General features: G+C 69.4%; 10 protein-coding genes. 3 read left to right on the top strand and 7 right to left on the bottom strand.

Going from position 1 to position 12,708, the window contains the following annotated elements; translation table 11 throughout:
- Positions 1-69 precede the first annotated feature (69 nt).
- The 3 genes from ACFWU3_RS29990 to ACFWU3_RS29980 form a co-directional block, all read right to left on the bottom strand.
- Entirely contained in the window at positions 70-1,686 is a 1,617-nt protein-coding gene (locus ACFWU3_RS29990; protein ID WP_384443958.1) for a cation acetate symporter, read from the bottom strand.
- Complete coding sequence (locus ACFWU3_RS29985; protein ID WP_384443956.1) at positions 1,683-2,087, bottom strand: DUF485 domain-containing protein; 405 nt, start codon at positions 2,085-2,087, stop codon at positions 1,683-1,685. Before ACFWU3_RS29985 ends, ACFWU3_RS29990 begins: the two co-directional genes overlap by 4 nt.
- A 122-nt stretch (positions 2,088-2,209) precedes the next feature.
- Positions 2,210-3,139, bottom strand: coding sequence for a DMT family transporter (locus ACFWU3_RS29980; protein ID WP_384444021.1), 930 nt, complete (start codon positions 3,137-3,139; stop codon positions 2,210-2,212).
- 149 nt (positions 3,140-3,288) lie between these two features.
- Here ACFWU3_RS29980 and ACFWU3_RS29975 point away from each other — a divergent pair, with 149 nt between their 5' ends.
- Positions 3,289-4,179 (top strand): LysR family transcriptional regulator, encoded by an 891-nt coding sequence (locus ACFWU3_RS29975; protein ID WP_384443954.1) that lies wholly within the window; start codon positions 3,289-3,291, stop codon positions 4,177-4,179.
- 56 nt (positions 4,180-4,235) lie between these two features.
- Here ACFWU3_RS29975 and ACFWU3_RS29970 read toward each other — a convergent pair whose 3' ends face one another.
- From ACFWU3_RS29970 to ACFWU3_RS29955, 4 genes are all read right to left on the bottom strand, one after another.
- Entirely contained in the window at positions 4,236-5,504 is a 1,269-nt protein-coding gene (locus tag ACFWU3_RS29970) for a ThuA domain-containing protein (protein ID WP_384443952.1), read from the bottom strand.
- Positions 5,501-7,696 (bottom strand): RICIN domain-containing protein, encoded by a 2,196-nt coding sequence (locus ACFWU3_RS29965; RefSeq protein WP_384444019.1) that lies wholly within the window; start codon positions 7,694-7,696, stop codon positions 5,501-5,503. The genes ACFWU3_RS29970 and ACFWU3_RS29965 overlap by 4 nt, the downstream gene beginning before the upstream one ends.
- A 146-nt stretch (positions 7,697-7,842) precedes the next feature.
- A complete protein-coding gene (locus tag ACFWU3_RS29960; protein ID WP_384443950.1) occupies positions 7,843-9,225 on the bottom strand; it encodes a ricin-type beta-trefoil lectin domain protein in 1,383 nt (460 codons plus the stop codon).
- The gene (locus ACFWU3_RS29955; protein WP_384443948.1) at positions 9,222-10,496 is read right to left on the bottom strand and encodes a ricin-type beta-trefoil lectin domain protein; all 1,275 of its coding nucleotides are present in this window, start codon (positions 10,494-10,496) and stop codon (positions 9,222-9,224) included. The genes ACFWU3_RS29960 and ACFWU3_RS29955 overlap by 4 nt, the downstream gene beginning before the upstream one ends.
- Before the next feature lie 335 nt (positions 10,497-10,831).
- On the opposite strand from ACFWU3_RS29955, the gene ACFWU3_RS29950 reads away from it, so the two are divergent.
- Together ACFWU3_RS29950 and ACFWU3_RS29945 are read left to right on the top strand one after the other, a co-directional pair.
- Positions 10,832-12,043 (top strand): MFS transporter, encoded by a 1,212-nt coding sequence (locus ACFWU3_RS29950; RefSeq protein WP_384443946.1) that lies wholly within the window; start codon positions 10,832-10,834, stop codon positions 12,041-12,043.
- A 138-nt stretch (positions 12,044-12,181) separates the two neighbouring features.
- A complete protein-coding gene (locus tag ACFWU3_RS29945) occupies positions 12,182-12,616 on the top strand; it encodes a heme-binding protein (RefSeq protein WP_384443944.1) in 435 nt (144 codons plus the stop codon).
- Positions 12,617-12,708: the final 92 nt, after the last annotated feature.

Raw genomic sequence — 12,708 nt, 5'->3', positions numbered from 1 at the left:
GCGCTGGTGCGCTGGTGCGCTCGGGCGGTCGGTCCGGCGGCGGGGCCGGGGGGACCGACCGCCCGGACGTCAGTACCGCGCCGCCGAGGTGTCGACCAGGATCGCCGCCTCCGCCGCCTCGTCGTCGAAGTCCTCCTGCCGGCGTATGCCCGTACGGCTGTTCGTCAGGCGCGTGGCGAGCCACCCCGCGAGGAAGCCGACGGGAATCGAGACGAGGCCCGTGGTCGTGTACGGGAACCAGGTGAAGTCCTGGTCGGGGAAGATCGCCTGCGGGGAACCGGAGACCAGTGTGGTGCCGGTGATGAGGACCAGGACACTGACCGCGCCGCCGATCATCGACGCCAGCAGCCCCGCGCGGTTGAAGCGCTGCCAGAACAGGCTGTAGACCAGCGCCGGGGCGACCGCCGAGGCGCCCAGACAGAACGACAGGGTGACCATCGCCTGGAGATTCCAGTGCCGGGAGGCCGCCGCGAGGACGATCGCCGCGAGGCCGACCAGCGCCGCCGTCGCGCGGGCGAGCATCATCTCGGTGCCGGCGCGCAGCTGCTGCCTGCGCCGCAAGCCGTTCGTGATGAGGTCGTGGGCCAGGGAGTTGGCGCAGGCGAGCGTGATGCCGGCGACGGATGCCAGCAGTGTCAGGAAGATGGCCGTGGCCATGACCGTGAAGAGCAGCGTCTCGAAGCTGGACACGGACTCGCCCATGACGGCCTGGCTGACGAGGAGGATCGACGTCTTGCCCTGCGGGTCGCTGAGCGTGATCTGCTGACGGCCGACCAGCGCCGCCGCGCCGAAGCCGATCACGGCGCTGAGCAGACCCATGACGACGACGGTGGAGACGGCCCAGCTCATCGAGCGGCGCACTGCGGGCGCGCTGCGGGAGCTGAACATGCGCATGGTGATGTGCGGGAGGCACGCTGCGCCGAGGACCACGGTCAGCTGCGTGCTGATGAGGTCGAGCCCGTCGCCGCCGAACTGGAGGCCGGGGGTGAGGTACGCCTCGCCCGCGCCGCTTCCCCGTGCCGCGGCGTCGAGAAGCGACGGCACGCTGAAGTCGAAGCGGTGCAGCACGAGGGCCGCGATGGCGAGGGCGGCGGCCAGCAGCACCAGGGTCTTCACCAACTGGATGAAGGCCGTGCCCTTCATGCCGCCGATGGCCGCGTAGATGATCATCAGCAGGCCGAGGAGCACGATCGAGCCGGTCTTGAAGCCGGCGGCCTCGATGCCGAGGACGAAGGCCAGCAGATCGCCCGCGCCCGCGAGTTGGAAGATCAGCAACGGGAAGAGGGCCACCAGCGTCACGATGCAGGCGGTGACGCGTACGGCGGGGCTGGGCGCGCGGCGGGTGAGGACGTCGCCCATGGTGAACCGGCCCGCGTTGCGCAGTGGTTCGGCCAGCAGGAACATCAGCAGGACCAGGGACAGCGCGGTACTCAGCGCGAGTACGAGACCGTCCTGGCCGACGAGCGAGATGACGCCGATGGTGCCGAGGACGCTCGCGGCGGAGATGTAGTCGCCGGCGATGGCGAGTCCGCTCTGCATCGGCGACAGCGAGCGGAAGCCGGTGTAGAACTCGTCCAGGTCGTCCCGGTCCGGGCCCGTCATCACGCACAGGAGCAGGGTCACGGTGATCACGGCGATGAACGCGACCAGGGACATGGTCTGGGCTTCGGTGCTGAATCCGGTCATCGTCGTGCTCCCTGCGGGGACGGGGCGGTGTTGCGGCGTACCGCTGCGGTGAGGGGGTCGACGCGGCGGCGTGCGGTGCGCTCGTACCAGGCGACGGCCAGCGCGGTCAGGGGGAGTTGGATCAGGCCCAGCAGAAGGCCGGTGGTCAGGCCGCCGGTGACCCTGCTCGACATGAGGTCGGGGGCGTAGGCGCACAGGACGAGGAAGACGACGAAGTACCCGAGGGCGGAGAACGTCGCGACGCGGCGCAGTCTCTTGTAGGCGGTGCTCAGCGCGCGCACGTCACGGCGATGGTCCGCAGCGGGCTGGGCGGGCTGCTGGGACTGTTGGGCCTGTCCCGGATGCTGTTCGGGGAAGTCCGGGAACTCGGGAAATGAGGGCTGTGAGCGGTGGTACGACATCGCGTTCTGGTCCTCGAATGCCTTCGCGGTCGGCCTGCGACGGCTGGCGCATGCCGGTGGAGCGGCACACGTTACCCGCCGGTAGGAGTGCCGGAGCATTCTCACATGGACTGATTGGTCGGTCAGTTGACCCGGTCTGTCCGGAGTCGCGGCTCTCGCGCGGAACCCGCAGCCGGCGCGTCGACCAGCGGCGACGGCGAATATGTCCCCTTCTGCCTGCGCGTCAGTCCCACGCCGATGAGGACAACCAACATTCCGATAACGACGCGCAGAGTGAGCGCCTCGTCGAGGACGAGCGCCCCGAGGGTCAGGGAGACCACCGGCAGCAGGTAGCCGACCGTGGCCGCGTTCGTGGCGCCCTCGTCCGCGATGAGCCGGTAGTTGAGCGCGAACGTGAACCCGGTGGCGAAGACGCCGAGGGCGATGACGGCCAGCACACCGACGAGCGTGACGTCCGAGGTCGACGTACCCGCGACGGGCAGCGCGAGGGTGCTCAGGCCCGTCGCGGCGAGGAGCTGGGCCGCCGAGAGCGCGATGGGCGCCGAGCCCTTCCCGGTGAGCTTGCGTCCCATGTAGGTGAACGCCACCGCGTAACTGGCCGCCGCCGCGAGGATGGCGAGCGCACCCCAGCTGGTCAGCCCGCCCTGCTGCCACGGCGCGAAGATCAACAGAGTGCCGGCGAAGCCCAGAAGGAGCCCGGCGAGGCGGACCGGCCGGATTCCCCGTTCCGTACCGATGGCGAGTCCGATCAGCAGCGACCACAGGGGAGTGGTCGCGTTGAGCACTCCCGCGACCCCCGAGTCGACCGTCTGCTGGCCGATGCTGAACAGTGCGAACGGCAGGGCGTTGCAGAAGAAGGCCGCCACCGCCAGGTGGCCCCAGGTCGCACGGTCGCGCGGCAGACGCTTACGGGCCCAGGCCGCCATCGCGACCAGCACCAGCGCGCCGAGCGCGCAGCGCGCGAAGGTGATCTGCGCCGGGGTCAGGCCGTGGTCGAGCGCCACCTTGATCCAGAGGAATCCCGATCCCCACAGCACGGCGAGTACGCCCATCCGCAGGAAAGTTCCTCTTCCGCCACTGGCCACGTCCGTCTCCTCCATGCCTTGTCGGGCGCTCCCGGCGAGGCCCTCCCGACCACCGTGCCGTACCCGACCTGGCAGCACCAGTGAAAAGTTGTGGGGTCAGCGTTAACCTCTGCTACATGCTCGATGTGCGCAGGATGCAGGTCCTCAGGGCGGTCGTCACCAGTGGCTCGGTCACTGCCGCGGCCGCGAACCTCGGTTACACGCCGTCCGCCGTCAGCCAGCAGGTCGCGGCACTGGAGAAGCAGGCCGGCACCGCGCTGCTGGAACGCGTGGGCCGTGGGGTTCAGCCGACCGCGGCCGGCCGGCTGCTCACCGAGCACGCCGACGTCATCAGCAGGAACATCGCGGAGGCGGAGACGGCGCTCGCCGATCTGCGCGAGGGCCGCACGGGGCGACTGGCCGTGCGGTACTTCGCCACGGCCGGGGGCACGATCGTCGCGCCGGCGCTCGCCGACCTGCGCCGTACGCATCCGGGTGTGCAGATCGATCTCAAACTGATCGACCCACAGGACCCGCTGCCCGAGGTCAAGCACGGCCGTGCGGACCTCGCCGTCGTCGTCCAGCCGCCGGACAGGCCGCGTGAGGACGTTCGGCTCGTCCACCTCCTCGACGACCCCTACCGTGCCGTCCTGCCCAAAGGGCACCCGCTCGCGGCCCGAAGGGTGATCGATCTGGCCGACCTCGCGGGGGAACGGTGGATCGGCAGCGAATGGCCGGGGCCCTGCCTCGACGTCGTCCTCGGCGCCTGCGGTGCGGCCGGATTCACCCCCGACATCGTGGTGCAGAGCGAGGACTACGCGACAGCCCAGGGCTTCGTCGCCGCCGGTCTCGGAGTGGGGCTCATGCCGCGGATCGGTCTCGGCAACCGCCACCCCGGTGTAGTCCTGCGCAAGGTCCGCAGGCCCGAGCCGGTACGGGCGATCCACGCGGCGGTACGGGACAGTTCACTGTCCCAGCCCGCCCTTCGCGCCCTGCTCGACGCCCTGAAGCAGGCGGCGCAGCAATAGGCCCGGGCTCCCTCCCGAAGGGGGACCCGGGCCTACTGGAGTGAGCTGTCAGAGCGTCAGGGCTGCGCGGTGAGCTGGAAACTCTGCGCCGCCGAGTTGTCGCAGGCTCGCTGCACCAACTGCACACTGTTGGCCGAACTGCCCGTCGTGCTCAGGCACTTGCCACTGTGCCGGGCGGTGAAGTGGTAGCGCCCGGACGCCTCCCGCACCGGCAGCCACTGCTGGTTGCCGCCGCCGCTGTAGGACCACAGCTGCACCGGCGCGTTGTCCGCCGCCGACACCCCCGTCACGTCGATCACCTGCTGGGGATTGCCCCGTATCCCGATTCTCGTGTAGCCGCTGTCCGTCGTACGGAACTGGAACTGCTGAGCGGTGGTCCCGTTGCAGGTGTACTGCTGGATCGCGGTCCCGTTGGCCGTGGCGGCCGACCGCGCGTCGGCGCAGGCGCCGTTCGCGTTGTTGGTCAGCGAGTACCACGCCGTCTCGGAGATCGGATCGTTCGGTGCCGGACCGCCGCCCGCGCCGCCGAGCCACTTCAGCCCGTCGATCAGGAAGCGGTTCTGTGTGGCGCTCGCGAACGTCGACGACAGCGGCTGGTTGGTGTCGTAGTTCATCGCGTTGTGCCCGAAGTTCGCGTACAGCATCTTGTACTGGGTGTTGGTCCACAGGATCGGGTAGTAGCCGCTGTACCAGGTCTGGTTGGGGTCCGTCCCCAGCGGGAAGCTCGACGGGTCCACCGATGCCAGGATCTTGATGTTCTGGTTGTTGCGCAGATCGTTCGACCAGCTGTACCACTCGCTCACCGACGAGGTGAACGTCGCGGGCAGCCCCGTGGTCGAGGGATGGGTCCGGTCCTCCGTCCGCAGGACCGAGGTCGTCGGACCCCAGGTGTTCGACCGGAAGTTACCGCTCCCGAGGAACTGGTTGTAGTACCAGGGCCACGCCGCCGCGTTCGTGGTGAACGCCGAGACGTGGAAGCCCATCCAGCCGCCGCCCGCACGCATGTACCGTTCGAAGCCGGCCCGCTGGGCCGCCGACTGGGGTGCGTCGTCGAGGAACAGCACCACCTGGTACTCGTTGACCCCGCCGTTCGCCAGCAGCTCCCAGTTGGTGGTGGCCGTGTAGCTGAAGTTGTTCTGCGCGGCCGTGCGCGGAAACCACTCGTTGGCTTCCTTGACGAAGTTGATGTGTGCCGCGTCCCAGGTGCCGTTGTAGAAGGCGATCACCTTGAAGGCGGGGGCCTGGGGCCCGGCGTGCGCCGGGACCGTCGTGACACCGACCAGCATCGCCAGCAGAATCAGGAGCCTTGCTCCGAGCCGCCTCATGGGTAGCTCACCAGGTTGGCCACGTTGGTGGACGAGTTGGACGGACCGCCCCTGTCGTTGATGACATGACGGATGGTCCCGGTGCCACCGAGCGAGACGGTCACCATGTTCTGGAACCGCACATTGGGGTTGTTGGGGACCTCGAAGGCGTGCTCCGCGGTCACACTGTTGTTGACATTGAAGAAGCAGTAGCTGCCGAGTCCGTAGGCCTGGTGACTGGTCACGTTGTTGGCGACCTTGTAGGCCGCGTAGCCCTGGGTCGAGCCGTTCATCCAGGCCGCCTGGTTCGGCGGGTCGTACGGCATCTCGTTCTGGTAGAAGTACGTCCGGCCGCCGTTGCCGTTCCAGATGGTCTGGTGCTTCTGGTAGTGCTCGACGAACAGGCCGTACATGGTCACGTTGTCGCCGTTGACGACGAGTCCCGTGTCCGCGGTGTTGGTGTTCCAGCCGATGCCGCTGCCGTGGTCGCCGCGCCAGATCCACATGTGGTCGCCGATGACGTTGTCACTGTTGACCACGAGGCTCGTCGTCGCCTTGCCCACGGCCGCCCCGCCGACGCGGAAGTAGACGTCGTGCAGCGAGGTGGGGTTGGCGGAGTGGTTCGCCGCGGCGCCGGCCGGGCCGACCTCCATCAGCGTCTGGGAGTTGGTCGTACCGGCGTCGAAGAGGACACCCGCGACCTTCACCCCGTCGACGTCGGCGACCGTCATCGCCGTGACGCCGTTGTCCGGGATGAACGTGGCCAGGCCCAGACCGAGGACGACGGTGTCGGGACGGGTCACCCGAAGCGTCTGGTTCAGGCGGTAGACACCGGGGGTGACCAGGAGGTTCTTGCCCTCCGCCAGTGCGGCGTTGATCTGCGCCGCGGTCGCGCCAGGCTTGACGACGAAGAACTGGTCCATGCCGAGCGAGCTGCCCCCGGCGCTTCCGCCCGCCCAGGTGGTGGCCGAGGAGTTGGACCGCAGGGACGGGACGGACACCTTGTAGGCGCCCGCGCTGTCCACGTACAGGAACGGCTTCTCCCGGACCGTCGGGGTCTGGTTCACCGTGGTGTAGGGCGGGTTGGGGAAGCTGTTGCCCGGCACGCCCTGGCTGCCGACGAAGACCATGTTCCAGTTGGACCCGTTCCAGCTGCCGAGCTGCGAGTTGCGGGTCAGCCACTGCTGCTGGGTGCCGGACCGCACCTGGCCGTCGACCTTGCTGTCGGCCATGAATCCGCCGCTGGCCCAGCCACCGTCGTCCAGCGCCAGATTGCCGCGGACGTGCATGCGCCGGTACGCCGACGCCTGGGAGACCGCCCACCGGTCGGTGCCGCCCGTCGGGTTCACCGACAGGTTCTCGGCGCCGCGCCAGAAGTTCTGGGTGGCGTTCTGCGGCGGGAACCAGTCCGCCTCGACGTGCACGGCGCCGTTGATGGTCACCGAGTCCGGCGACTGGCCCAGACCGAGGACCTGCGTGTAGAACCCGACGTTGACGTCGTTGCTGTACGTGCCCGGCTTGAACATCACCGCGTAGCGCTGCGGGCCGAACTGGTTCTTCTCCTGCTGCTGGAAGATCGAGTTCAGCCTGCTCTGAATCGTCGACGACGGCATGGACGGGTCGAAGACGACCACGTTCGGACCGAGATCGACGTCACCGGGCGCGGTGCTCACGGGCGCCACCTGGAAGCGCTGTGCGGCGGAGCCGTTGCAGGTGTACTGCACGAGTTGAACGCTGTCGGCCGTCGAGGCGGACGGGACGTCCAGACACTTGCCGCTGTGGCGGTTGACGAAGTGGTAGGCGCCGCCGCCCTCGTCGACGGCCTGCCACTGCTGGTTGTTGCCGCCGCCGTACGTCCACAGGTGCACGGCCGCGTTGTCGGCGGAGGAGGTGTCGCTCACATCCACGACCTGAGCGGCGTCGTTGCGGTTGTTGATCCGCACGAAGCCGTCGCTCGTGGGGGTGAAACTCCACTGCTGCGCGGTGCTGTTGTTGCACGCGTACTGCTGTACCGCGGTGCCGTTCACGGTCGCGGCCGAGCGCGCGTCCAGGCACTTGCCGCTGCCGCCGTTGACCACCGTGGACCAGCCGGCGGGCAGTGCGGCGGCCGCCTCGGCGGCGCGGGGAGTGGCGGCCTGGGTGGGCTGGACCGCGGTGAGGACCGAGGCGGCCGAGGCCGCGACCACGAAGGCCGCGACCCAGGGTCTCGTGATGCGGGGCGGGATGGGACTGCGGCGATCCGCTCGGGGCGTTCGCAGGGATCGGAGCACGGTTTCTCCTGTGCCGACTGCACGGCGTGGGTGGGGGGTTGAGCCAGGGAAGGTGAGCAGGGCGGGCGGGTGAGCTGTGAAGGTGAAGGTCAGCCGTTGTACTGCGCGAAGACACGGGTGAAGTCCCACGGCTGCTGAGACACGCCCGAGCAGGTGTCGGCACCGCCGCCGGTGCAGGGGCGGTCGCGGTTGACCGACCAGAAGGTCAGCCGTGCGAGATGCCGCTGCTGGGCGTAGCCGAGGATGGTGCGGAAGTCGGCGACGGTCACCGTCTCGTTGTTGTCGGTGATGCCGTTCATCGAGGAGATGCCGGTGTGCCGGTACGCCTGGTCGTCGGAGTAGCCGTAGGCACTCTTGACCGTGTTCTTCAGACCCTCGGCGGCTCGGACGGTGAGCTGGCCCATGTTCTGACCCGCGCCGCCGAAGTTGAAGGGCATGATCGTCCAGCTGTCCACGGTCAGACCGGAGGCGGCGGCCTTGCGGATCAGACTGTCGTCGGGGCCGTTCTGGCCGGTGCCGAAGGTGACGAACACCTTGATGCCGGGATTGTTGGCCTTGACGGTCTTCAGCGCGTCGACCGTGCGCTGCTGGACGGTCGGGCTGTCGTACGCCGCCGCCTCGATGTCGATGTCGATCGCCTTGAGGCCGTAGGCGTTGATGACCTTCTGGTACGCCGCGGCCAGCTCACCCGCGCTGCCGCAGGAGCTCTCCAGCTTGTTGCCGCTCCACCCGCCGAAGGACGGGATCACGTCTCCGCCGGCGCCGCGGACGGTGTTGATCGTCTGTTGGTCCACCCCCCCGGCCAGTGGCCTTCCGCCGTCCCACTGCGGGTTGCAGTAGCCGTTGCTGAGCACGAAAGCCAGCGTGAACCACTTGACGCCGGTCGCGTTCATCACGGTGGTCGGGCTCGGCGGACTGCCCCAGCCGTTGTAGAGGTACGGCGCCACGGCCATGGGCCCGGTGGGCGCCGGGTTCTCCCCGCCGGGCGCGGTCCACTTCTGGTTGGCGGCCCCGGTGCAGGTCCATATCTGGAGGCGGGTGCCGTTGGCCGAGCTGTTGCCGGTGGCGTCCAGGCACTTGTCGGCCTGGGGGTTGACGATGTCACGGGCCGCGCCGACCGACCACTGCTGGGCCGCGCTGCCGTTGCAGTCCCACAGCTGGATTTTGGTGCCGTTGGCCGTGCCCGCGGAGGTGACGTCGAGGCATTTGCCGAGCGCGCGGATGGTGCCGTCGGTGCCGACGTTCCACTGTTGCGCGGCGCTGCCGTTGCAGTCGTAGAGCTGTACGGCGGCGCCGTTGGCGCTGCTCGCACCGGCGACGTCCACGCACGCGCCGCCGATACCGGTGATCTGACCCGTCGCGGCGGGGGCGCCGCTCGCGGGGCTACCGGTCAGGCCGGTGACCAGGGCGGCGGCCGCGGCCGTGCCCAGTACTCCGCGCATCGCGGGCCTGCGGAGGAGTCCTGTGGTCATCGGGTCACCGCCCACTTCTGGTTGGCCGTGCCGCCACAGGTCCATATCTGCAGGCGGGTGCCGTTGGCCGAGCTGCCGCCGCTGGCGTCGAGGCACTTGTCGGCCTGGGGATTGACGATGTCCTGGGCCGCGGGGACGGCCCATTGCTGGGCCGCGCTGCCGTTGCAGTCCCACAGTTGGACGGGAGTTCCGTCGGCGGTACCTCCGGACGCCACGTCCAGGCACTTGCCGAGTGCGCGGATGGTGCCGTCGGCGCCCACGGTCCAGCGCTGGGCGTCACTGCCGTTGCAGTCGTAGAGCTGGACGGGGGTGCCGTTGGCGTTGTTCGCGCTGGGCACGTCCACGCACTTGCCGCCGACGCCGGTGATCGGACCGCCGCCACCGGGCGACCCGTTGTCGGTGCTGACCCGGACGTAGTCGACGAGGAGCTGCTGGGGGAAGACCGTGCTGCCGTTGGGGTCTCCGGGCCAGTAGCCGCCGACCGCGAGATTGAGGATGAGGAAGAAGGGCTTGTTGAAGACCCACTGCCGTCCGCCGAGGTCGGCGGGTGTGCGCCGCTGGTAGACGGTGCCGTCGACGGACCACGTGATCGCGTTCGGGCTCCAGTCGACGGCGAAGGTGTGGAAGGCGTCGGCGAACGCCTGGCCTCCGGGCAGGGTGTATCCGGCGCCGATGCCGCCCGATCCGGAGTAGCCCGGGCCGTGCAGGGTGCCGTGGACCGTCGACGGCTCGAAGCCCACGTTCTCCATGACGTCGATCTCGCCGGAGTTCGGCCAGCCGACCTGGCCGATGTCGTTGCCCAGCATCCAGAAGGCGGGCCACATGCCCTGTCCGCGCGGGATCTTCATCCTCGCCTCGACGCGGCCGTACGTCGTGGTGAACTTGCCGGCGGTGTTCAGCCGGGCAGAGGTGTACTCACAACGCCCGTACCAGCACTGGTAGTTGCCGGGGTTCTCGCGACGGGCCGTGATGGCCAGATGGCCCTGTCCGTCGAGAGCGGCGTTGCGATTGCCCGCGGTGTAGTACTGCCGCTCGTGGTTGTTGACGTTGTCGCCCGTCTCGATCTGCCACTTGCCGCCGTCGACGGCCGAGCCCGCGGGGCCGTTGAAATCGTCGGAGAAGGTGATGGCGGCGGCTGCGGCGGCGGGAGGGGCGGGCGGCTTCGCTGCGGGCGCGGTCGCCCCCTGCGCGAGTCCGGTGGACAGCGACGCGAAGGTGAGGAGCGAGGCGACGGACAGCACGAGTCGCCGGGATAAGCGCGGGGAGTCCATGACTCTCCCTTCCGGGAGCATGACGGGGGAGTGTCTGCTATGGCATGCATATGTCAGACATGGGCGCATGCGGAACCGAGTGGTTGCTGCGCCGACCGGGGTGGGGGGTAGCAAGTGGAGCTGGGGGGTGCTTAGTTCACTACGTGATTTAAGAAGTGAACAAAGACCCTGTCAAGAGCTTGGTATGGACCGCATCCATGAACGGAAGTCCGGCTCGTGGACGGGAGCGGGACAGGTCCGTGTCAGCGCCGATATAGCGCGCTTGCAAGTAATGGCGGTTGCAATTATTGTGGACGCTCGTAAGGCGCAGAAGCAATCGTCCGGAGGTTCTCCCTATGCCACTCGCGCTGCTCGCCCTCGCCATCGGGGCCTTCGGCATCGGCACCACCGAGTTCGTGATCATGGGCCTGCTGCCCGAGGTCGCCACGGACTTCGGGGTCTCGATCCCGACGGCCGGGTTCCTCGTCACCGGATACGCACTCGGTGTCGTGATCGGCGCCCCGCTGATGACCGTCCTCGGTACGAAGGTCTCCCGCAAGCGGATGCTCATGGTGCTGATGGGCCTCTTCATCGTCGGCAATGTGATCTCCGCCGTGGCCCCCGTCTTCGGCGTGATGCTCGCCGGCCGCGTCGTCGCCTCGCTCGCCCACGGAGCCTTCTTCGGTATCGGCTCCGTCGTCGCCGCCGACCTGGTGGCCCCGCAGAAGAAGGCCGGCGCCATCGCGATGATGTTCACCGGTCTGACCGTCGCCAATGTCGTCGGAGTCCCGCTCGGCACCTTCGTCGGCCAGAGCGCCGGCTGGCGCGCCACTTTCCTGATCGTCGCCGGCCTCGGCGTCCTCGGACTGCTCGGCGTCGCCAAGCTGGTACCGGAACAGCCCAAGCCGGAAGGCGTACGGCTGCGCCACGAGATCGCCGCGTTCCGCAACGTCCAGGTCCTGCTCGCCATGGCGATGACCGTGCTCGGCTTCGGAGGCGTCTTCGCCGCCATCACCTACATCACGCCGATGATGACCGAGGTCACCGGCTTCGCCGACTCCTCCGTCACCTGGCTGCTGGTCCTGTTCGGACTCGGCATGGTCGGCGGCAACCTCATCGGCGGAAAGTTCGCGGACCGCGCGCTCATGCCGCTGCTCTATGTCTCGCTCGGCGCACTCTCCCTCGTGCTCGCCCTGTTCACCCTCACCGCCCACAACACCGTCACCGCGGCGATCACCATCGTCCTCATCGGCGCGCTCGGCTTCGCGACCGTGCCGCCGCTGCAGAAGAGGGTGCTCGACCAGGCCGCGGGCGCGCCCACGCTGGCCTCGGCCGTCAACATCGGTGCGTTCAACCTGGGCAACGCCCTCGCCGCCTGGCTCGGCGGCATGGTGATCGCGGCGGGCTTCGGCTACACCGCCCCGAACTGGGTCGGCGCCGCCCTCGCCGCCTCCGCGCTCGCCCTCGCGGTCCTGGCCCAGGTCCTCGAGCGCCGTTCGCCCGGCACCGGCCAGGTCGTCGCGGGCTCCGCCCCCGAGCCGGTCGCCGTCCCCGCCGGCCGCCACTGAGCCTCGCGGACGACCGGCCGGCCGTCACCGACCCTCGTGGACCATCCCCCCGTCGGCCGCCACGAGGCCCAGCTGCCACGCCGCTGATCCGCCGTTCCCACCACCGCAGCATTCACCCACCACGGCAAGGAGCCACCCATGACCACCAGCATCACCACCGCCGTCGCGCCGCTGACCACGCAGGACGCGGAGGCCCTCGTCGAGGCCGCCCGCAACGCGGCCGAGTCCGCCGGCGTCACCGTCGCGATCACCGTTCTGGACGCGGGCGGCCATCTGCTGGCCTTCCGCCGCGACGACCGGGCCGTCCTCATCGCCGGCGAGACCAGCACCCGCAAGGCGTACACCGCGCTCCAGCTGAACGCCCCGACGGCGGACCTCGTCGACGCCGTGCAGCCCGGCGGTCTCTTCCACACGCTGCCGACCGCGCTCGACAAGCCGCTGCTGTTCATCGCCGGAGGCGTCCCCGTCCAGCGCGACGGCCGTCTGATCGGCGCGATCGGCGTCGGCGGGGGAGCGCCGGAGCAGGACCACGGGTTCGCGACGGCGGCCGTGGACGCGCTCGGCCGCTCGTAGTCGCCGTCGGGCGCCGTACGGACATCGCACCACCGGCCCGCGGGCCGCACCGGTCACCACCGGGGCGGGCCGCGGGGCGGTGGTCAAGCGGC

Source organism: Streptomyces sp. NPDC058685 (assembly GCF_042714725.1).
Lineage (GTDB): Bacteria > Actinomycetota > Actinomycetes > Streptomycetales > Streptomycetaceae > Streptomyces.
This window is presented reverse-complemented; position numbering and strand designations above follow the sequence as displayed.